Raw genomic sequence first — 21,872 nt, 5'->3', positions numbered from 1 at the left:
GTGACGCGCTGCCGGCGATAAATTGCTTTTCCATTCAAAAACCGTTCGATCTTTGCGAGCGACTTCTCTATAATCTTGCGACCCCACGTTACAACAAAGTTTTTTTTCCCAAAAACTTTATAGTGCCGGCAATGGCTATTCGAAGGGGTAGGTTTGCTGGACTTGTATGGTCGTGTGAGCCTCAACTGTTTTCGAGCGTTTGGGTGTTCACCAACGTGTAACTAATTATTGGGTAAGCTTTCTAATGAAAACTTTTACAGCTAAACCAGAAACCGTAAAACGCGACTGGTACGTTGTTGATGCAGATGGTAAAACTTTAGGCCGTCTCGCTACTGAACTGGCTCGTCGCCTGCGCGGCAAGCATAAAGCGGAATACACCCCGCACGTGGATACCGGTGATTACATCATCGTTCTGAACGCAGAAAAAGTTGCTGTAACCGGCAACAAGCGTACAGACAAAGTGTACTACCACCACACCGGCCACATCGGTGGTATCAAGCAAGCGACCTTTGAAGAGATGATTGCCCGCCGTCCTGAGCGCGTGATTGAAATCGCGGTTAAAGGCATGCTGCCAAAGGGCCCGCTGGGTCGTGCTATGTTCCGTAAACTGAAAGTTTACGCGGGCACCGAGCACAATCACGCGGCACAGCAACCGCAAGTTCTGGACATTTAATCGGGATTAATGGCAATGGCTGAAAATCAATACTACGGCACTGGTCGCCGCAAAAGCTCCGCCGCTCGCGTCTTCATCAAGCCGGGCAACGGTAACATCGTTATCAACCAGCGCAGCCTGGAACAGTACTTCGGTCGCGAAACTGCCCGCATGGTAGTTCGTCAGCCGCTGGAACTGGTCGACATGGTTGGCAAACTGGATCTGTACATCACCGTTAAAGGTGGTGGTATCTCCGGTCAAGCTGGCGCTATCCGTCACGGTATCACCCGTGCACTGATGGAATACGACGAGACTCTGCGTTCTGAACTGCGTAAAGCCGGCTTCGTCACTCGTGACGCTCGTCAGGTTGAACGTAAGAAAGTCGGCCTGCGTAAAGCACGTCGCCGTCCGCAGTTCTCCAAGCGTTAATTTCTACTGCTTCGGCAGTGCGATTTACGCAAAAAACCCGGTGCTTCACCGGGTTTTTTTATGCCTCAAAATCCGCGCGTCTCCACTAAAATCTGTGGCATATCAGACAATTCAACATGAAATCGCCGCAGGATCCCCACAAAACAAGCAAAATCTGGTAAACTATCATCCACTTTTGCGCCTGTTCGCCGTGCAGTTGTCGTCAGTTTACCTTCCAGGCCGGTTTTTATGACCCAGGTTGATTGCGAGCTGCCGGCCGCGGCAAGATCATTCAGGATAGCAGCCTGTCAGTTGGCTATTCGCAGTATTTTCTAGATAACTTGGAGGTTTTCATGGCTGTCGCTGCCAACAAACGTTCGGTAATGACGCTGTTTTCTGGCCCGACCGACATTTTTAGCCATCAAGTACGCATCGTACTGGCGGAGAAAGGTGTCAGCGTCGAGATTGAGCAGGTCGAGCTGGATAACCTGCCGCAGGATCTGATTGACCTCAATCCTTACCAAACGGTGCCTACGCTGGTCGATCGCGAGCTGACCCTGTATGAATCCCGCATCATCATGGAATACCTTGATGAGCGTTTCCCGCATCCGCCGCTGATGCCGGTTTACCCGGTCGCGCGCGGTGAAAGCCGCCTGATGATGCTGCGTATCGAGAAAAACTGGTACTCGCTGATGTACAAAATCGAGCAGAGCAGCGGCCAGGAAGCGGAATCCGCACGCCGTCAGCTGCGTGAAGAGCTGTTGGCGATCGCGCCGATCTTCGGCCAGACGCCGTACTTCATGAGCGAAGAGTTCAGCCTGGTGGATTGCTACCTGGCGCCGCTGCTGTGGCGTTTGCCGCAGCTGGGCATCGAGCTGAGCGGCGCGGGCTCCAAGGAGCTGAAAGGCTACATGACCCGCGTATTCGAACGCGACGCGTTCCTGGCCTCCCTGACCGAAGCCGAGCGCGAAATGCGCCTGCAGACCCGGGGCTAAGCGTTATGGACATGTCTCAGATGACTCCGCGCCGTCCGTACCTGCTGCGGGCCTTCTATGACTGGCTGCTTGATAACCAGCTGACGCCGCATCTGGTGGTGGACGTCACGCGTCCCGACGTGCAGGTGCCGATGGAGTTCGCCCGCGACGGCCAGATCGTGCTGAACATCGCGCCGCGCGCGGTCGGCAATCTGGAGCTGGGCAACGAAGACGTGCATTTCAACGCGCGCTTCGGCGGCGTGCCGCGTCAGGTTTCGGTGCCGATGGCCGCCGTGCTGGCGATTTACGCGCGCGAGAATGGCGCAGGCACCATGTTCGAACCGGAAGCCGCCTATGAGGCCGAGGGCACCTTCGAGGGGTTGGACAGCGAAACCATCCCTTCCGAAAGCCTGATGTCGGTGATTGACGGCGACCGCCCGGACGTCAGCGACGACCAGGATCCGGATGACGAGCCGCCACAGCCGCCGCGCGGGGGGCGCCCGGCGTTGCGCGTCGTGAAATAACGCTGCCGCAGCAAACGAAAAAGGTACCGCATGCGGTACCTTTTTTATTGCCTGTCATTTGCTAATCAGCCCTTCAACGCCGCCATGCAGGCATCGCGCGGGGCGCCGAGATCGCCGACGCGCACGGTCGAGAGCGCATGCGTGGCGCGTTGCCTGAAGCTGGTGATGGCGGTATCGCCCTGGACTTCGGGCGGCGCGGTGCAAATGTCATTGATCGGCAGGTTGTTGCCCTGGTTGAGCGCGTGCAGCACCGCCGCCGGGTTGTAGACCAGCGCCGAAGACAGGGCCGATTTGATGCCGCTGGTGAAGCCGGCGTTGCCGCCGTTGGCCAGCTTGGGCGCCAGCGCAATCCAGCCGTCGTCGCCCAGCCTGATGCTGTCTTCCACCGCGTGCAGCTGGCCCGCCTTGGCCAATTGCGCCACCACCGGCGCGGCGCCGCGCGCCTCGATGTTGTAGCCGACCTCCTGCGCATCCGGCGCCATGGCCGAGGAACTGAAGCTGACGGCCAGCAAGGTGCCGGCCAGCAAGGAAACGGAGCATTTCATGTTAGCTATCCTTATCAAGATGTCAGGCGCCGCCGCGCCGCCGAATGATGCTAACTGAATACTATAGCGCGTCGAGTGGGTTATGGCGGGAGAGGTTGTTACCAGGCGTGGCGGGGCGGAAAAGGCAGAGGCCCGGCGAACCGGGCCTCTGAGGCAGGAGAGCGGCGATTACACTTCCAGGTAGTTCATGATGCCGTCGGCGGCCTTGCGGCCCTCGGCAATCGCCGTCACCACCAGATCCGAACCGCGCACCGCATCGCCGCCGGCGAAGATTTTCGGGTTGCTGGTCTGGAAGGCGTTGTCGGTGCTTTCCGGGGCCAGAATGCGCCCCTGCTTGTCGAGCTGCACGTCGTGCGCCGCCAGCCAGTCCATCCGGTGCGGACGGAAACCGAAGGCCATCACCACCGCGTCGGCGTCGATCACGTGCTCGGAGCCCGGCACCTGTTCCGCCGCCTGGCGGCCGTTGGCGTCCGGGGCGCCCAGCTGGGTGCGCACCATTCTGACGCCGGCTACGCGGCCGGCGCTGTTCAGCTCGATGCTCAACGGCTGCAGGTTGAACTTGAACTCCACGCCTTCCTCGCGGGCGTTTTTCACCTCGCGTTTGGAACCCGGCATGTTGGCTTCGTCGCGGCGATAGGCGCAGGTAACCTGCGTCGCGCCCTGACGGATCGAAGTGCGCACGCAGTCCATCGCGGTATCGCCGCCGCCCAGCACCACCACGCGTTTGCCTTCCATGCTGACGTACGGCTCGTGCTGCTCGGCTTCATAGCCCATCAGCTGCTTGGTGTTGGCGATCAGGAACGGCAGCGCGTCGTAAACGCCCGGCGCGTCTTCGTTCTCCAGCCCGCCGCGCATCGACTGATAGGTGCCGACGCCCAGGAACACCGCATCGAACTCGTCCAGCAGCGTTTCCATCGCCACGTCCTTGCCCACTTCGGTATTCAGCCGGAACTCGATGCCCATCTCGCTGAAGATGCCGCGGCGCTTGATCATCACCTCTTTTTCCAGCTTGAAGGCCGGAATGCCGAAGGTCAGCAGGCCGCCGATCTCCGGATGACGATCGTACACCACCGCCTTGACGCCGTTGCGGGTCAGCACGTCGGCGCAGGCCAGCCCGGCCGGGCCGGCGCCGACGATCGCCACGCGCTTGCCGGTCGGCTGTACGTGCGACATATCCGGCTTCCAGCCCATTTCGATGGCCTTATCGCTGATATAACGCTCGATGTTGCCGATGGTCACCGCACCGAACTCATCGTTCAGGGTGCAGGAACCCTCGCACAGGCGATCCTGCGGGCAGACGCGGCCGCACACTTCCGGCAGGCTGTTGGTCTGGTGCGCCAGATCCGCCGCCTCCATGATGCGGCCTTCGTTCGCCAGCTTCAGCCAGTTCGGGATGTAGTTGTGAACCGGGCATTTCCATTCGCAATAAGGGTTGCCGCAGGACAGACAGCGGTCTGCCTGCGCTTTCGCCTGGGTTTCCGAAAACGGTTCGTAAATCTCTACAAACTCAATTTTACGGATCTTCAGCGGTTTCTTTGGCGGATCAACACGCTGCAGGTCGATAAATTGATAAACATTCTGACTCATTAATGACCTACCTCTTACTGCGCCTGAACCCGCAGCTCGGCTGCGGAACGACTACGGTGACCCAACAATGCTTTGACATCGCTGGACTTCGGCTTGACCAGAGCGAACTTCGGCGCCCATTCCGGCCAGTTGGCCAGGATCTCTTCCGCGCGGGAAGAACCGGTCGCCTGCACGTGCTCGGTAATCAGGCCGCGCAGGTGCTCTTCGTGAATGGCCAGTTGGTCAACGTCCAGCACTTCCACCAGTTCCGGGTTGACGCGCTTGCGGAACTCGCCGTCTTCGTCCAGCACGTAGGCGAAGCCGCCGGTCATGCCCGCACCGAAGTTGATGCCGGTTTTACCCAACACGCAGACGATGCCGCCGGTCATGTATTCACAGCCGTTGTCGCCAATGCCTTCCACCACGGTGATGGCGCCGGAGTTGCGCACCGCGAAGCGTTCGCCCGCGCGGCCAGCGGCGAACAGCTTGCCGCCGGTGGCGCCGTACAGGCAGGTGTTGCCGATGATGCTGGCTTCGTGGCTGCGGAACGCGGAACCGATCGGCGGACGCACCGCGATGCTGCCGCCGGCCATGCCTTTGCCGACGTAGTCGTTGGCGTCGCCGGTCAGGGTCAGCTCAACGCCGCCGGCGTTCCACACGCCGAAGCTTTGCCCGGCGGTGCCGGAGAAGTGCGCCTTGATCGGATCGGCCGCCATGCCCTGATCGCCATGTGCGGTAGCGATGGCGCCAGACAGCATTGCGCCCACCGAACGATCGGTGTTGCGGATATCGAAGTAGAAGGTTTTGCTGTGCTTCGCTTCGATATGCGGTTCCGCCTGCGCCAGCAGCTCTTTGTTCAGCAGGCCCTTGTCGAACGGCGGGTTGCTGCTTTCGGTGCAGTACAGCGCCTTGCCCGGATGCGGGGTGGCGGTTTTCAGCATCGGCGACAGATCCAGCTTGTTCTGCTTGGCCGAGATGCCGTCCAGTTCGGTCAGGAACTCGGTGCGGCCAATCAAGTCGACCAGTTGACTGACGCCCAGCTGCGCCATGATCTCGCGGGTTTCGCGCGCGATGAACTGGAAGTAGTGGGTCACGCGCTCCGGCAGGCCGTGGTAGTGATCGCGGCGCAGCTTGTCGTCCTGGGTCGCCACACCGGTCGCGCAGTTGTTCAGGTGGCAGATGCGCAGGTATTTGCAGCCCAGCGCCACCATTGGGCCGGTGCCGAAGCCGAAGCTTTCCGCGCCGAGGATCGCCGCCTTGACGATGTCCACGCCGGTTTTCAGGCCGCCGTCCACCTGCAGGCGGATCTTGTGGCGCAGGCCGTTGGCCACCAGCGCCTGCTGGGTTTCCACCAGGCCCAGCTCCCACGGACAGCCGGCGTATTTCACCGAAGACAGCGGGCTGGCGCCGGTGCCGCCGTCGTAGCCGGCGATGGTGATCAGGTCGGCATAGGCTTTCGCCACGCCGGTGGCGATGGTGCCGACGCCCGGTTCGGACACCAGTTTCACCGAGATCACCGCCTTCGGATTGACCTGTTTCAGGTCGAAGATCAGCTGAGCCAGGTCCTCGATCGAATAGATGTCATGATGCGGCGGCGGGGAGATCAGGGTCACGCCCGGCACCGAGTAACGCAGCTTGGCGATATACGGGGTGACTTTATCGCCCGGCAGCTGGCCGCCTTCGCCCGGTTTGGCGCCCTGCGCCACCTTAATCTGGATCACGTCGGCGTTGACCAGGTAGGCCGGCGTCACGCCGAAGCGGCCGGAGGCCACCTGCTTGATGCGCGACACCTTGTTGGTGCCGTAACGCGCCGGGTCTTCGCCGCCTTCGCCGGAGTTGGAGAAGCCGCCGAGGCTGTTCATGGCGATGGCCAGCGACTCGTGCGCTTCCGGGCTCAGCGCGCCGATCGACATCGCCGCGGTGTCGAAGCGTTTGAACAGCGATTCCGCCGGCTCAACCTGATCGACCGGGATCGGCGTGCCCTGCGGCGTGATGGCCAGCAGGTCGCGCAGCATGGCGACCGGACGCTCGTTCACCAGCTTGGCGTAGGCCTGATAGTCGCTGTATTCGCCGCTGTGCACCGCTTTTTGCAGCGTGCTGACCACGTCCGGGTTATAGGCGTGGTATTCGCCGCCGTGGACGAACTTCAGCAGGCCGCCCTGTTCCAGCGGTTTGCGTTTCAGCCAGGCGCGTTTGGACAGGTTCTGCAGATCCTGCTGGAAGTCGCCGAAGCTGGCGCCGCCGATGCGGCTGATCACGCCCTGGAAGCACAGCTCGGACAGGGAGCGGTGCAGGCCGACCGCTTCGAACAGCTTGGAGCAGCGGTACGAGGCGATGGTCGAAATGCCCATTTTGGACATGATCTTGTACAGGCCCTTGTTGATGCCGTTACGGTAGTTCAGCATCACCTCGCGGTACTGTTTGTCGATCGCCTGGCTGTCGACCAGCTTGGCCAGCGTTTCGTAGGCCAGGTACGGGTAGATGGCGGTGGCGCCGAAACCGAGCAGCACGGCGAAGTGGTGCGGGTCGCGGGCGCTGGCGGTTTCAACGATGATGTTGGCGTCGCAGCGCAGGCTTTTTTCCACCAGACGCGTCTGGATGGCGCCGACCGCCATGGGGGCAGGCACCGGCAAACGGTTGGGGGCGATGGCGCGGTCGGAAAGCACCAGCAGCACGGCGCCGTCGCGCACCTTGCGCTCCGCTTCGTCGCACAGCGCGCGAATGGTCTGCTCCAGATCCTGCTCAGCCGGATCGAAGGTCAGATCCAGAGTGTCGGCGCGGTAGTATTCGCCTTCCAGCGTGGTCAGCTGCTTGAAATCGGAGTACAGCAGGATCGGCGATTTGAAACTCAGGCGGTGCGCCTGGCCTTCGGCTTCGCAGAACACGTTCATTTCGCGGCCGATGCTGGTCGCCAGCGACATCACGTGCGCTTCGCGCAGCGGATCGATCGGCGGGTTGGTCACCTGCGCGAACTGCTGGCGGAAGTAGTCATAGACGATGCGCGGGCGGCTGGAGAGCACGGCGAACGGGGTATCGTCACCCATCGAGCCGGTTGCCTCCTGGCCGATCTCGCCCAGCACGCGGATCACCTGATCCAGCTCTTCGCTGCTGTAGCCGAACTGTTTCTGGTAGGTTTCGAGCTGCGCGTCGTCCAGTTCGCGGCTGCCCACCTGATCGGCCGGCAGGTCTTCGAACGGCACCAGACGCTTGACGTTCTTTTCCATCCACTCTTTATACGGGTGGCGGCTTTTCAGATCGTTGTCGGTTTCGGCCGAGTGCAGAATGCGGCCGCTGCGGGTGTCGATCACCATCAGTTCGCCGGGGCCGACGCGGCCCTTTTCCACCACTTCATCCGGCTGGTAATCCCAGATGCCGACCTCAGAGGCGCAGGTGATCAGCTTGTCTTTGGTTATCACATAGCGCGCCGGGCGCAGGCCGTTGCGGTCGAGGTTACAGGCGGCGTAGCGGCCGTCGGACATCACGATGCCGGCCGGGCCGTCCCACGGCTCCATGTGCATCGAGTTGAAGTCGAAGAAGGCGCGCAGGTCGGTGTCCATGTCCGGGTTGTTCTGCCAGGCCGGCGGCACCAGCAGGCGCATGGCGCGGATCAGGTCCATACCGCCCGCCAGCAGCAGCTCCAGCATGTTGTCCAGCGAGCTGGAGTCGGAGCCGGTTTCGTTGACGAACGGCGCGGCGGCCTGCAGGTCAGGGATCAGCGGCGTCTGGAATTTATAGGTGCGGGCGCGAGCCCACTGGCGGTTGCCGGTGATGGTGTTGATTTCGCCGTTGTGCGCCAGGTAGCGGAACGGCTGCGCCAGCGGCCAGCGCGGCACGGTATTGGTGGAAAAACGCTGGTGGAACAGGCAGATGGCCGATTCCAGACGCAGGTCCGCCAGGTCGAGATAAAAGCGCGGCAGATCCGCAGGCATGCACAGGCCTTTATAGATCGTCACCAGGTTGGAGAAGCTGCAGACGTAGAAGCTGTCGTCCTGGACGCGTTTTTCGATGCGGCGGCGCGCCACGAACAGGCGGCGTTCCATATCGCGCGGGCGCCAGCCGGCCGGGGCGTTAACGAAAATCTGTTCGATGCGCGGCAGGGAAGAAAGCGCGATCTCACCCAGCACGTCCGGGTTGGTCGGCACTTCGCGCCAGCCGACGATCGACAGCGTTTCGTTTTGCAGCTCTTCTTCTACAATGCGGCGGCTGGCGCGCGCTTCCTCTTCGTTCTGGCTGAGGAACATCATGCCGACCGCGTAGTTTTTGGCTAAACGCCAGCCGCGCTCTTCCGCCACCATGCGGAAAAAGCGATCGGGCTTTTGCAATAACAGGCCGCAACCGTCGCCCGTCTTGCCGTCAGCAAGAATTGCGCCACGGTGCTGCATGCGGGCCAGCGCGTGAATGGCGGTACGCACCACCTTATGGCTAGGTTCGCCTTCTATGTGGGCGATCAGGCCGAAACCACAGTTGTCCCTCTCATGGGATTTATCGTACAACATATCAGTGAACCTCCCCAGGCTCTGCGTGACTCTCACAACCTACTGCGAGGGGGCTTCCCAACTTCAGGCAGAAGTCCAATCAGCAAGTTAACCCCGCCAATCTGCTTTTCCGCCCTCCGTTAATGGCCTCTCGTGACGGTTCTCACAAGTGGTATATGACTTGTTTTAAGAGGGAGTCTTAAATTACTGCATAAATATGACGAGACGTTTGCCCGTCCAGAAAGCTTCCAGCGGACTTCCAACTTAGCGAGAAAGAATACGCAGGTCAAATATAGGCTTAAGATAGATTTTTATTGAATTAATCCGACTTATTTATTTGATAATTAATGTTTTTTACGCGAATTTACGCTTGCGGCGAGATGCGTCGGGCCCGGAAAAAATGTGAGCTGTCTCACTATAGTGCAACCGTTGAATCTCTGCACCATGCTAGTGCGGGTGGGAATGCCAGAGTTTTATTCTATTAAATATAAGTTTGTTGATGTTTGTAACTATTTTTAATCGTATTGTCATACCGGCGTTAACGGTTGCGCGAGAATTAGAAAAATTCATCGTGGCCTTGGTGATTTTATTTGCATTTATAATGAATAGTTATGCCTGGCGGCGCCTTGCGGGGAAAGCGTTGATCTCCGTCATCGCGGGAAAAGCCGTTTCTTATTAGCATCACGGGCTTTGAACGCAGAGAAACGCCAAGATTATGCCGTTGCCGCAATTAGTCAATATGTTTGGCGCCGATTTCCAGCGCCGCCATGGTGAAAAGATCCATAAGCCCAGCCTGCAGCCGACAGGGATATGAGGCGTGGCTGGGGCTGCAGACGGCGCACGATAAAACGCTGAACCGCATCAATCGCGGCCATAATTTCTCCTGTTACCGGCAGGCCGCCCAGCAGGCCCGCCGGTCGACGCCGTTGGCACCATTATGGTGCGAGAGCCGCTGGAACGGCATGCAGGCGGTGGGCGGCTACCTGCAGCAGCATGGCGGGCAGGGCAGCGCGCTGGATGAAAAGTGGCGTTATCGGCCCTGAACCCCGCGTTGATTTGCAATCTTTGCCACACTTCGACGTTTGCCGCCTTATCTCACCGGTGTTTTACGGTATGATTCAAAAGATTGTGTCTGATGGGAGCCGCTATGAAGCAAATCCGGGTATTGGCCCAGTATTACGTTGATCTAATGGTGAAACTGGGGCTGGTGCGTTTCTCGCTGCTGCTGGCTTCGGCGCTGGTGGTGCTGGCGATGGTGGTGCAGATGGCGGTGACCATGCTGCTGCGCGGCGAAGTGGAAAGCATCGACGTGGTGCGCTCGATCTTCTTCGGCCTGCTGATCACCCCCTGGGCGGTTTACTTTCTGTCGGTGGTGGTCGAACAGCTGGAGGAATCGCGCCAGCGGCTGGCGCGGCTGGTGGACAAGCTGGAAGAGATGCGCCACCGCGACCTGGAATTGAACCAGCAGCTCAAGAACAACATCAGCCAACTGAACCAGGAGATCGCCGACCGCATCAAAGCGGAAGAAGAGCGTCTGCAGGTGATGGAAAAGCTGACGGAAGAAATGGAACAGCGCGAGCTGGCGCAGATTGAGCTGGGCCAACAGTCGGCGCTGCTGCGTTCCTTCCTCGACGCCTCGCCCGACCTGGTGTATTACCGCAACGAAGACAAAGAATTTTCCGGCTGCAACCGGGCGATGGAGCTGCTGACCGGCAAAAGCGAAAAGCAGCTGATCGGCCTGACGCCGTACGACGTCTACGGCCAGGAGATCGCCGAGAAGGTGATCGAGACCGACGAAAAAGTGTTCCGCCACAACGTCTCGCTGACCTACGAGCAATGGCTGGTGTATCCGGACGGCCGCAAGGCCTGTTTCGAACTGCGCAAAGTGCCGTTTTATGATCGGGTGGGCAAGCGTCACGGGCTGATGGGCTTCGGGCGCGATATAACCGAGCGTAAGCGCTACCAGGACGCGCTGGAGAACGCCAGCAGGGACAAGACCACCTTCATCTCAACGATCAGCCACGAGCTGCGTACGCCGCTTAACGGCATCGTTGGCCTCAGCCGCATCCTGCTCGATACCGAACTGAACGACGAACAGCTGAAATACCTGAAAACCATCCACGTCAGCGCCATCACCCTCGGCAACATCTTCAACGACATTATCGAAATGGACAAGCTCGAGCGGCGCAAGGTGCAGCTGGATAACCAGCCGGTGGATTTCACCGGCTTCCTGGCGGACCTGGAAAACCTCTCCGGCCTGCTGGCGCAGCCGAAAGGGCTGCAGTTTGTCATGGAGCCGCAGCCGCCGCTGCCGCAGCAGATCATCACCGACGGCACGCGCCTGCGGCAGATCCTGTGGAATCTGATCGGCAACGCGGTGAAGTTCACCCAGCAGGGGCAGATCCTGGTGCGGGTGCGGCGCGAAGCGCAGGAGAAGCTGGTGTTCGAGGTGGAAGACTCGGGCATGGGCATTCCGCAGGACGAGCAGGACAAGATTTTCGCCATGTATTATCAGGTGAAGGATCAGCACGGCGGCCGCCCGGCGACCGGCACCGGCATCGGGCTGGCGGTGTCCAAACGGCTGGCGCAGAGCATGGGCGGCGACATCAGCGTCCACAGCGTGCAGGGGCAGGGATCCTGCTTCACGCTGACCATCAAGGCGCCGGCGGTGCAGGAGGCCGTCAGCGAGGTGCAGACGGAGGAGGAGCTGCCGTTGCCGGCGCTGCATATCCTGCTGGTGGAAGACATCGAACTGAACGTGATCGTGGCGTGCTCGGTGCTGGAGAAGCTGGGCAACAGCGTGGAGGTGGCGATGAACGGCCACGACGCGCTGGCGATGTTCGATCCGGACGAGTTCGACCTGGTGCTGCTGGACATTCAGCTGCCGGACATGACCGGGCTGGACATCGCCCGGGCGCTGCGCGAACGCTATGCCGGGCAGGCGCTGCCGCCGCTGGTGGCGTTGACCGCCAACGTCCTGAAAGACAAAAAGGAATACCTCGATGCGGGCATGGACGACGTGCTGAGCAAGCCGCTGTCGGTGCCGGCGCTGACCCGGGTTATCAAACACTATTGGGATCATCAACCTTCTCATACTTCAAAGAAAACGGAGCACAAGGCGATGCAGATTAATGAGTCGTTACTCGATACCGCAATGCTGGAACAGTATATGGATTTGGTCGGGCCGCAGCTGATCCACCAGAGCCTGGAGATGTTCGAGCAGATGATGCCGGGTTATTTGGCGGTGCTGGAGTCCAACATGACGGCGCGCGATCAGAAGGGCATCACCGAGGAAGGGCACAAGATCAAGGGCGCCGCCGGCTCGGTCGGCCTGCGCCATCTGCAGCAGTTGGCGCAGCAGATCCAGACGCCGACGTTGCCGGCCTGGTGGGATAACGTGCAGGACTGGGTGGACGAGCTGAAGCAGGAATGGCGTAACGACGTGCAGGTCTTGCGTGCATGGGTGGAGAACGCTGAAAAAAAATGACCCCGACCTAAGCCGGGGTGCGCGAATATTGCGCCAACACCAGGGAAATTGTGAACCTGCGTATTGGTTTCAGTGTTCTGGTCGAGCAGGTTGTAGATAATTCCTAAACATCATACAGCCAACAACATAGCAAATGTAAGCGCTCTTGTTAGAAGATTCATTAAAATGTGTGATGTAGATTAGTGTTTGTCAACTCCGAGCACTAACCGGTTGACAGTAGCAACGGGAGTCAGAACGATGAAAAAGGTAGGTGTGGTGCTCAGCGGCTGCGGGGTTTATGACGGCGCGGAGATCCATGAAGCGGTGCTGACGCTGCTGGCGCTGGATCGCGCCGGCGCCCAGGCGGTGTGTTTTGCGCCGGATAAGCCCCAACTTCATGTTATTAATCACTTATCCGGCGATGAAATGCCGGAGCGACGCAACGTGCTGGTAGAGTCCGCTCGCCTCGCCAGAGGGCAGGTTCAACCGCTTGCGCAGGCCGACGCCGCGCAGCTGGACGCGCTGATCGTTCCCGGCGGCTTTGGCGCGGCCAAGAACCTCAGCAACTTCGCCGCCGCCGGCGCCGAATGTCAGGTTGATGAAGATTTGGCTAGGCTGACGCAGCAAATGCATAAGGCGAATAAACCAATTGGTTTTATGTGCATCGCTCCGGCGCTGCTGCCGAAGCTGCTGGACCGCCAGGTGCGGCTGACCATCGGCAACGATCCGGATCTGGGTGAAGTGATCGACGCGATGGGGGGCGAGCCGGTGATTTGCCCGGTAGACGACATCGTGGTGGATATCGAGCATAAGGTGGTGACTACGCCGGCTTATATGCTGGCGCAGTCGATCGCCGAGGCGGCCGGCGGCATCGATAAACTGGTGTCACGCGTGCTGGATCTGACCGAATGAGAAAATCCGCCGGCAAGTCGCTGCTTTCCCGCCCCTGGTTTTGGCTGAAGCGCGGCGTCATCGCGCTTATCGGCCTGTGGCTGTTGGGCATACTGGCCTTCGCGTTTCTGCCGGTGCCGTTTTCCGCGGTGATGGCGGAGCGGCAGATTGGCGCCTGGCTGAGCGGCGATTTCGGCTATGTCGCGCACTCCGACTGGGTGCCGATGAGCGACATCTCGCCGCAGATGGCGCTGGCGGTGATGGCGGCGGAAGATCAAAAATTCCCCGAACACTGGGGTTTTGACCTGGCGGCGATCGAAAAGGCGTTCAGCCACAACGAGCGGCGGCCGACGCGCATCCGCGGCGCCTCGACGCTGTCGCAGCAAACCGCCAAGAACCTGTTCCTGTGGGACGGCCGCAGCTGGCTGCGCAAAGGGCTGGAGGCCGGGTTGACGTCGGGCATCGAACTGGTGTGGACCAAAAGGCGCATTCTCACGGTGTATCTGAATATCGTCGAGTTAGGCGACGGCGTATTCGGCGTGGAAGAGGCGTCGCAGCGCTATTTCCACAAGCCGGCCAAGCGCCTGACCGCCTCTGAAGCGGCGCTGCTGGCGGCGGTATTGCCGAACCCGCACCGGTTCCGGGCGGATGCGCCGTCCGGCTATGTGATCCAGCGGCAGCAGTGGATTATGCGCCAGATGCGTCAGCTGGGCGGGGAAGGATTTCTGCGCGAGAACAAACTGGATTAACCGGCCGGGGGCGGCATGGCGCAGCCCCCGGCCCGGCGATTACTTCACGTAGGTAAAGGCGGTGGTGACGTGCTTCACGCCGCTGACCTGGCTGGCGATCTGCGCGGCCGACTGGCCTTCCTGTTGGGTCACCAGGCCCAGCAGGAACACCTCGCCGTTCTCGGTAGTGACCTTCACGTTGGACGATTTCACCGTATCGCTGGTGAGCAGCTGCGAACGCACCTTGGTGGTGATCCAGGTATCGGACGAGGCGGTGCTCAGGCTGACCGGCGTTCCCTGACGGATCTCGTTATACACTTCGGTGGCGCCTTCCACGCCCATGGCGATCTGTTTGGCGCGGGCGGTGAGGTCGGCGCTCGGCGACTGGCCGGTCAGCAACACTTTACCCTGATAGGCGGTCGCGACCACCCGGGTGTCTTTCTTCAGCTGTTGATCTTTGCTCAGGGCGTTTTCTACCCGGGCTTCCAATGTGCCGTCGTCCACCTGGGTGCCTACGCTGCGCGGATCGGTGGCGGTTTTAGTGGCGACGGCCGCGCTGCCGACGACGACGCCGGCGATACAGCCTTGTAACAGCAGGGCGCTGCACAGCACTGCAAATGTGGCTTTTAGCTTCATCTCGGTTCCTTAATCGTCCTGGTGGGGAAACAACGTATTATCTATCAAATCGCAAAGGCAGTTTACGGTCAGCATATGCATTTCCTGAATGCGTGCGCTGCGGTGCGATGGAATACGGATCTCGACATCCTGTTGGCCGAGCAAACCGGCCAGCTCCCCGCCGTCGTAGCCGGTGAGCGCAACAATCGTCATGTCACGCGTGACCGCCGCTTCGACCGCCTTCACAATATCACGGCTGTTGCCGCGGGTGGAAATCGCCAGCAATACGTCGCCGGTATGCCCGAGCGCGCGTACCTGCTTGGCGTAGACTTCATCGTGCAGCCGATCGTTGCTGATCGCCGTCAGCACCACGTTGTCGGCGTTGAGGGCAATCGCCGGCAGGCTTGGGCGTTCGGTTTCAAAGCGGTTGATCATGCTCGCGGCGAAATGCTGCGCGTTGGCCGCCGAGGTGCCGTTGCCGCAGCACAGGATCTTGTTGCCGTTGAGTAAGGATTGAACCAGCGTCATCGCTGCGCGGGAGATGGCGTCAGGCAGAGCCTCCGCCGCCGCGATCTGGGTTTGGATGCTTTCGGTAAAACAGGCTTTAATTCTATCCAGCACGTTGTATTAATCCACTAAGTCAAAGGGCCGGTCTGCACCGGTAAACCACGATTAATCCGCATTGAAGGCGTTGGGTATCCATTCTAACTGGCTACCGGTAAAGGCCAAAACATCAAAACGGCAAGATGATGTGTCAAAGCTGGCTCCGCGCCCCGCCAGCCAGACGGCGGCGGCGTGCAGCAGCCGCTGTTGTTTGCGGTAGGTGACGCTGGCGGCCGCGCCGCCGAAGGCGTCATTGCGGCGATAGCGCACCTCGACGAACACCCAGGTTTGGCCATCGCGCATGATGAGATCCAGCTCGCCGCCGCGCAGCGCGACGTTGGCCGCGCAAAAGGTGAGCCCGGCGCGTTCCAGATGGCGGCGGGCCAATGACTCATAGCCCGCCCCCGTGGCGCGTTGACTCAAGAGACGGGAACAACCCGGCCCTGACGGTACTGCAGCCAAGGCAGCTTGCGGTTGATCACGCAGCTTGGGGAGGCGGTGAGCACGCCGGTGGTGCCGGAAACCTGGAAGCCGGGCAGCTGGCGCATTTCAGCAAAGTGATTGGCCAATGTCCAGGCGTCCATCCCCATGGCGTACAGGCGAACCAGCGAATAGTCGCTGCGGAAGCGGGAGCTGGCCTGCTGCAACAGCTGCGGATTGGCGCCGGCCAGCAGCGGGATATCGCTGAACTGCAGGCCTTCCATCTCCAGACGGAAGTCCGGGCCGGCTCCGGCCTGGTAGCTGCGCGAGCTGGCGTACATCGCCGGCTTGCCGCGCGAGTTGGTGGCCATGTCGATCATCGGCTTGATCAGCGTCAGCTGGGATTGGGTGGCGACGATATACACCGCATCGACGCTGCCGCCCGAGGCGGCCGGCGCATCGCTCGGCGGCGCCGGAATGGTCAGCCCGGCGATGGTCACGCTTTGCGGTGCCGGCGCGGTGGAAATTGGCGTGCCGGACATGCGGATGCCGCCGCTGTTCACCATTTGGCGCAGTTCGCCGGCGGAGCCGATATCCTGGCGCAGCACGGTCTGGCCGCCCAGCGACTGCCACTCCTGATTAAAGGCATTGGCGACGCGGGTGCCGAAGGCGCCGCGCGGCACCAGCAGCAGCGGCTGACGCTTTTGCTGCTCCCAGATATGGCGCGCGGCGTCACGCGCTTCGTCTTCCGGCGACAGGGCGAAGTAACAGATATTCGGGTTGTCCTTCGGCGTTTCCGGCTGGTTGAGCGCCAGCACGTTCAGCGTGGTGTTGCTGCCGGCCAGCTGGTCGACGTTTTCTTTCAGCAGCGGGCCGACCACCAGGGTGGCGCCGTCCTGCTGCGCCTGGCTCAGCAGCGCGGCCAGCGGCTGGCTGGAGGTGTCGTACACCTTCACCTGCGCGTTGGCGGCCTGCGGCGGGGTAATCGGCGCGCTGGACGGGGCGGCAGGCTGCGCAGCGGCCACTGCGGGCCGATCGGCCGGCTGTGCCGAGGTGCTGACCGCGCCGTTGGCGTTGATGTCGCCGGCGGTGGCTGCGGTCTGCTCGGCCGGCGCCGCCTGATCCGGACTGTTGGTCGGTTGCTGCGGCTGCGACGGAGCCGGCGCTGGCGCGGAGACGCCGTTTTTCGCGGCTTCAAACCCCTGCTGGATAGCCTCGGCGAACACCTTCGCCTGGCCGTTCAGCGGCAGCAGCAGGGCGATTTTCGAGGTGGAGGCCTGGGTGAAGTTCAGCACCTGGTTCAGCTGGGTCGGCAGGGTTTTGGCCGCCGGGTTCTGCGGGTAGCGGTTTTGCCAGTCCTTGATGCCGGCCTTCAGCAGATCCGGATCCTGCTTGTTGTCCTGATAGACCCGCAGCAGGTCCAGCCAGCCTTGCAGCACGTTCTCGTTGGCGTTGATCACCAGGCTGGTCATGTCCTGCGGCGTCAGCTGCAGCAGCGCCTGCCAGGTTTGGTCCAGGTTGTTCTGGTGCGCTTTATCGTTCAGCAGCGGCTCTTGCGCGATATAGGCGCGGATCAGCGGCAGCGAGGCTTTGCCCTGGTTGGCGGCGATCTGCGCCTGATAGAAGCGCACCAGCTGGTTGGTCGACAGCTCGCCGCTGTCCAAATGGCCCAGGGTGCTGCGGGCGCTGACGTAGCTCTTGTTGGCCACCTGCAGTTCGGCGGTCAACAGCTGGCGTTCCGCCTGTTGCGCGCCGTTGAGGTTTTTCGGCAATTGGTTCAGCTGCTCACCGGCCTGCGGCAGCTTTCCTTCACGCATCAGCGCGCGAATAGCAAGTAATTGCCAGTCAGCCTTGTTATCATCGCTGCTTTGCTGCAGCTGCTGCAGATAGTAATCGGAGCTGGCGCTCGCTTCGTCCTGTATATTGGCGGGCGGCGTTTGCGGGGCCCGACTTGGACAGCCTGCCAGGAAAAGGGCTGCCGCGATAACTGCGGTGAGTCGGACAGGCTTGGAGCGCCCTGCTTTGGTACGAACGAATGTTGAGGAAAGCATACTGTATCCAGTGATGTTTTTTTCAAGATGCTCAATATTAAATCGGCAACCCGGATGAAACAATGAATCAACACCAACAATCAGTCATTTCTGCATCAACGCTGTATGTGGTGCCCACTCCAATCGGCAATTTGGGCGATATTACCCACCGCGCGTTAGAGGTACTGAAAAGCGTTGATCTGATTGCGGCGGAAGATACGCGCCATACCGGGTTGCTGTTGCAACACTTTGCGATTAGCGCGCGGCTGTTTGCGCTGCATGACCATAACGAACAACAAAAGGCCGATCAACTGCTGGCGAAGCTGCAGGAAGGCCAGAGCATCGCGCTGGTTTCCGACGCCGGCACGCCGCTGATCAACGATCCCGGCTATCACCTGGTGCGCCGCTGCCGCGAAGCCGGCATCCGCGTGGTGCCGCTGCCGGGCGCCTGTGCGGCGACTACCGCCCTGTGCGCCGCCGGCGTCGCCTCGGACCGCTTCTGCTACGAAGGGTTCCTGCCGGCCAAAACCAAGGGCCGCAAGGATACGCTGATGGCGCTGGCAGAGGAACCTCGCACGCTGATTTTCTATGAATCCACCCATCGCCTGCTGGAAAGTTTGCAGGACATGGTCACCGTCTGGGGGCCGCAGCGCTACGTGGTGCTGGCGCGCGAACTGACCAAAACCTGGGAATCCATCTACGGCGCGCCGGTGGGCGAACTGTTGGCCTGGGTGCTGGAAGACGAGGTGCGCCGCCGCGGTGAAATGGTGTTGATCGTCGAAGGCCACAAGGCGCAGGAGGATGCGTTGCCGCTCGAGGCGCTGCGCACGCTGGCGCTGCTGCAGAAAGAGCTGCCGTTGAAAAAAGCGGCGGCGCTGGCGGCGGAGATCCACGGCGTGAAGAAAAATGCGCTGTACAAGCACGCATTAGAGCAACAACAGCAGTAAAGCGGTTGACCTGTCGCGACGGCGACGCTACTATCCGCGCCGGAGTTGACCAGACAGTCGCCGCTTCATTGCCGTCCTCTTCGGGGAGACAGATGGAGGGGAGGAAAGTCCGGGCTCCATAGGGCAGGGTGCCAGGTAACGCCTGGGAGGCGCAAGCCTACGACTAGTGCAACAGAGAGCAAACCGCCGATGGCCCGCGCAAGCGGGATCAGGTAAGGGTGAAAGGGTGCGGTAAGAGCGCACCGCGCGGCTGGCAACAGTTCGTGGCACGGTAAACTCCACCCGGAGCAAGGCCAAATAGGGGTTCACATGGTACGGCCCGTACTGAACCCGGGTAGGCTGCTTGAGCCAGTGAGCGATTGCTGGCCTAGAGGAATGACTGTCCACGACAGAACCCGGCTTACCGGTCAACTCCACTCCTCTTTAAAAACAATGGGTTGGTGTGTCCCGTCTGCATTTCACGTAAAAGTGAGATACAAGATGAGACACACCAGCGCTTGTGCCATTCCAAATACTATCCTCCGTGGCAAGAACTACTACCTTCACTTCCGCTTATCCGCGTTGACCCCACACCGACTTTTCCAACTTAAATGGCAAATAATCAAGATGAAGATGGCTTTGATATCTGTAGTCTCAAAACCATCTCCTTTTGATACTGACAAACCAGCATATGAAACAGGGATTTTTAATGTCTCAAAAGGTTGATTTGGTTATTTTGATATAATACAATTATGAGACTTACTTTTAAGACAAGGAATTTCTTATATGTCATCCGTTATCGGTTATGTCCGTGTATCCACTCACGATCAAACTATAGAGAACCAAAAGCAGCAGATTACTGATAGCGGGAAGCTGGTCAATAAATGGTTCATGGATGAAGCAGTCTCAGGATCGATAAAGGCTTCTGAACGTAAAGGCTTTGCTTCACTGCTCAACTACATACGAGAAGGTGACACATTGGTTGTTACTGGTATCGACCGTTTAGGCCGTAATACGATAGATGTTCTGCAAACCGTTGAGATGTTGCAGGCGAAAGGCGTGAAGGTTATCAGCCTGAGGGAGGAGTTTGACCTGTCTACGTCCGTTGGTAAGGCGATGCTAACGATGATGGCTGGGTTAGCATCTCTGGAGAAAGATCTCATAGCAGAACGCCGTACAGCGGGTATTAAGCGTGCTCAGAGTGAAGGTGTCCACTGTGGTAGACCAATCAAGGCCACTAGCGAACAAGTCATGGTACTGCAAGCACAAGGGTTGTCACCTAAGCAGATTATGGCAGAGTTGAACATCAGTAAGGCAACTTACTATCGGCTGAAAGCAACCGCATAACCCCCTATGATATTTCCCAAATATTAGCATCGTTCATGAGGGCTGGGTTAAGACTGCTAAGCAACACTTCTAATGTGCGGGATGATTTTTAGATAATAGGTTCACCGCTTTTTACGTGTATTAGCTCAGACTTTACCTGACATTTCCGTGGACAGAACACAATCTTATCTGACAATCGGCTTTGAGCGAAGAGCAGAGGTTGGATTAGATTGATTACGGGAAACTACAAAATGGCTGCTGGATTCCGGGATAATTACAATACAACCGGTAACGTTCACGCTTTCATTCGTTTATTTAACCTCATGTTTTTAATGGCTAAATTATTTATTTCACCTTTAAACATAGCAACACTAAAAATATTTTTTAGTGGAATTTAAATATAATTAGCAATTAAAATCTCTCGCAAAATATGACTGTTAGCGCTAGAGTATAAACAAAGTACAGTCAACATTCATCACTTTTTTAACTGTCAACCTATAAGGGGTAGATATGGATATACGTAAAATATTTGAAGCTATAAGTTTGGAGTTGTCAGCAAAGTTCCTAAAAACAATGCAAATAAAACATAATGGTGGAAAGGGAGATCACAGAGAGGATGCTTTCGTGGATTTTCTTAAAGAATACCTCCCAAACAAATATGGTATAGGTCGGGGTGAAGTTATTTCACCTGAAAATGAAATTAGTGGTGAATTGGATGTTGTTATTTTTGATAAAGATCATTGCCCTCTTTTTTTAAAATCGGAATCGCACTCTTTATACCCAAGGGAAAGCGTATTTGGGGCTATCAGCATGAAGTCTCACCTTGATAGCGAGGAGTTGAAGGATGCATATAAAAACATTGCCAGTTTAAAACAAATCATGTCTACACAGAGTTTTTCTAACTCACTATCGCCGGGAATGGTTACTGGGTTGAACCCTGTAGTTCCTGTCACTGCAATATTTGCCTATGCGGCAAATAGAAGTCTTGAAGCTATTGCTAAACAAGTTAACGACTTAGATAAAAATCTGGGTAACATCAACTTAAGACCAGATTTTGTTGTTGTTCTCGGGCTAGGTATTGTAGGCCCTAACGGTCGGATAAGGGATGAGTTTAATAAATATAACCTGCCGCACGATCATAATAGCCTATCATTGTTAAGAGCAACTGGTAGACATACACTTCTACGCTTTTATATGCAACTACTTGATGAGTTAAACTCAATAACTCAGCCTAACCTTGATCTTCATTCGTATTTCGATATGCCATCTAGAGTAGGAAAATACAAGGTAAGGAAACATGACAAGTTAATTATTAAATTTAATGATAAGAAGGAAGCTTCTGTTAAACGGCTTACGCTTGCAGCTATTGATAGAATTGTTATGAACTCAAAAATGGTTACACTTGAACAGCACTATATAAACCACTTGGGTGTGCTACCACAAGGCGTAGAGAATATATATAACCTGTCCAGTAATGTATATGAATACAATCCTATGAACAAACCGGCATTAAAATTACTGCTGGATGAAAACGGACGTTATGTTAATGATGTAAATACCTTTCAACCACTTAATATTGAGATAGACGGAAATAATTATGCCATTGATGCAAACAGTATTAATGAAAGTGACTTTGAAGAAAATCCTGATTTCACAGTTAACGAGCTGATGTCACATTGAGGATTTACGATAGTAAGTAATATAATTGCTTACTCACTATACG

Annotated in this window: 17 protein-coding genes, 1 other RNA gene and 1 pseudogene; 12 read left to right on the top strand and 7 right to left on the bottom strand. The window is 58.2% G+C overall.

What is annotated here, in order from left to right:
- The first annotated feature begins 244 nt into the window (after positions 1–244).
- The 4 genes from rplM to sspB all read left to right on the top strand — a co-directional run bounded on the left by rplM (position 245) and on the right by sspB (position 2,558).
- Complete coding sequence (gene rplM, locus D7I37_RS04040) at positions 245–673, top strand: 50S ribosomal protein L13 (protein WP_061797115.1); 429 nt, start codon at positions 245–247, stop codon at positions 671–673.
- Positions 674–688: 15 nt separating this feature from the next.
- Positions 689–1,081 (top strand): 30S ribosomal protein S9, encoded by a 393-nt coding sequence (gene rpsI / locus D7I37_RS04035; RefSeq protein WP_004937080.1) that lies wholly within the window; start codon positions 689–691, stop codon positions 1,079–1,081.
- Positions 1,082–1,413: 332 nt separating this feature from the next.
- Entirely contained in the window at positions 1,414–2,055 is a 642-nt protein-coding gene (sspA, locus tag D7I37_RS04030) for a stringent starvation protein SspA (protein WP_061797116.1), read from the top strand.
- Between the two features lie 5 nt (positions 2,056–2,060).
- On the top strand, positions 2,061–2,558 hold the full coding sequence (gene sspB, locus D7I37_RS04025; RefSeq protein ID WP_061797118.1) for a ClpXP protease specificity-enhancing factor: 498 nt from the start codon (positions 2,061–2,063) through the stop codon (positions 2,556–2,558).
- A 65-nt stretch (positions 2,559–2,623) separates the two neighbouring features.
- Here sspB and D7I37_RS04020 read toward each other — a convergent pair whose 3' ends face one another.
- The 3 genes from D7I37_RS04020 to gltB all read right to left on the bottom strand — a co-directional run bounded on the left by D7I37_RS04020 (position 2,624) and on the right by gltB (position 9,165).
- Complete coding sequence (locus D7I37_RS04020) at positions 2,624–3,103, bottom strand: hypothetical protein (protein ID WP_061797120.1); 480 nt, start codon at positions 3,101–3,103, stop codon at positions 2,624–2,626.
- 168 nt (positions 3,104–3,271) lie between these two features.
- The gene (locus tag D7I37_RS04015) at positions 3,272–4,690 is read right to left on the bottom strand and encodes a glutamate synthase small subunit (RefSeq protein WP_061797123.1); all 1,419 of its coding nucleotides are present in this window, start codon (positions 4,688–4,690) and stop codon (positions 3,272–3,274) included.
- Between the two features lie 14 nt (positions 4,691–4,704).
- Positions 4,705–9,165: a glutamate synthase large subunit gene (gene gltB, locus D7I37_RS04010; protein ID WP_061797125.1), complete on the bottom strand. Its 4,461-nt coding sequence runs from the start codon at positions 9,163–9,165 to the stop codon at positions 4,705–4,707.
- Between the two features lie 779 nt (positions 9,166–9,944).
- Between gltB and D7I37_RS04005 the strand changes: the two are divergent.
- The 4 genes and pseudogenes from D7I37_RS04005 to mtgA form a co-directional block, all read left to right on the top strand.
- Positions 9,945–10,187 (top strand): annotated as a pseudogene (locus D7I37_RS04005) (hypothetical protein); the annotation flags it as partial.
- A 104-nt stretch (positions 10,188–10,291) separates the two neighbouring features.
- Positions 10,292–12,631 (top strand): aerobic respiration two-component sensor histidine kinase ArcB, encoded by a 2,340-nt coding sequence (arcB, locus tag D7I37_RS04000; RefSeq protein WP_129543341.1) that lies wholly within the window; start codon positions 10,292–10,294, stop codon positions 12,629–12,631.
- A 237-nt stretch (positions 12,632–12,868) separates the two neighbouring features.
- Complete coding sequence (gene elbB / locus D7I37_RS03995) at positions 12,869–13,522, top strand: isoprenoid biosynthesis glyoxalase ElbB (protein ID WP_061797132.1); 654 nt, start codon at positions 12,869–12,871, stop codon at positions 13,520–13,522.
- Positions 13,519–14,250 (top strand): monofunctional biosynthetic peptidoglycan transglycosylase, encoded by a 732-nt coding sequence (gene mtgA / locus D7I37_RS03990; protein WP_061797134.1) that lies wholly within the window; start codon positions 13,519–13,521, stop codon positions 14,248–14,250. The genes elbB and mtgA overlap by 4 nt, the downstream gene beginning before the upstream one ends.
- A gap of 39 nt (positions 14,251–14,289) precedes the next feature.
- Here mtgA and dolP read toward each other — a convergent pair whose 3' ends face one another.
- Genes dolP through D7I37_RS03970 form a run of 4 tightly spaced genes read right to left on the bottom strand, consistent with a single transcriptional unit; the run spans position 14,290 to position 17,918 of the window.
- Positions 14,290–14,865, bottom strand: a complete 576-nt coding sequence (dolP, locus tag D7I37_RS03985) for a division/outer membrane stress-associated lipid-binding lipoprotein (protein WP_061797136.1) — start codon at positions 14,863–14,865, stop codon at positions 14,290–14,292.
- Positions 14,866–14,874: 9 nt separating this feature from the next.
- Complete coding sequence (gene diaA / locus D7I37_RS03980; protein ID WP_061797139.1) at positions 14,875–15,465, bottom strand: DnaA initiator-associating protein DiaA; 591 nt, start codon at positions 15,463–15,465, stop codon at positions 14,875–14,877.
- Between the two features lie 51 nt (positions 15,466–15,516).
- Complete coding sequence (locus D7I37_RS03975; RefSeq protein ID WP_095099380.1) at positions 15,517–15,870, bottom strand: YraN family protein; 354 nt, start codon at positions 15,868–15,870, stop codon at positions 15,517–15,519.
- Positions 15,867–17,918: a penicillin-binding protein activator gene (locus tag D7I37_RS03970; RefSeq protein WP_095099377.1), complete on the bottom strand. Its 2,052-nt coding sequence runs from the start codon at positions 17,916–17,918 to the stop codon at positions 15,867–15,869. Before D7I37_RS03970 ends, D7I37_RS03975 begins: the two co-directional genes overlap by 4 nt.
- Positions 17,919–17,980: 62 nt before the next feature.
- Here D7I37_RS03970 and rsmI point away from each other — a divergent pair, with 62 nt between their 5' ends.
- From rsmI to D7I37_RS03950, 4 genes are all read left to right on the top strand, one after another.
- A complete protein-coding gene (gene rsmI / locus D7I37_RS03965) occupies positions 17,981–18,844 on the top strand; it encodes a 16S rRNA (cytidine(1402)-2'-O)-methyltransferase (protein WP_061797145.1) in 864 nt (287 codons plus the stop codon).
- 41 nt (positions 18,845–18,885) lie between these two features.
- Positions 18,886–19,263: RNase P RNA component class A (gene rnpB / locus D7I37_RS03960), an RNA gene on the top strand.
- A 346-nt stretch (positions 19,264–19,609) separates the two neighbouring features.
- Positions 19,610–20,170 (top strand): recombinase family protein, encoded by a 561-nt coding sequence (locus D7I37_RS03955; RefSeq protein ID WP_129543340.1) that lies wholly within the window; start codon positions 19,610–19,612, stop codon positions 20,168–20,170.
- 489 nt (positions 20,171–20,659) lie between these two features.
- Entirely contained in the window at positions 20,660–21,829 is a 1,170-nt protein-coding gene (locus tag D7I37_RS03950) for a DUF6602 domain-containing protein (protein WP_129543339.1), read from the top strand.
- Positions 21,830–21,872: the final 43 nt, after the last annotated feature.

This window comes from Serratia sp. 1D1416 (assembly GCF_003641105.1).
In the GTDB taxonomy this organism is placed as follows: domain Bacteria; phylum Pseudomonadota; class Gammaproteobacteria; order Enterobacterales; family Enterobacteriaceae; genus Serratia; species Serratia ficaria.
This window is presented reverse-complemented; position numbering and strand designations above follow the sequence as displayed.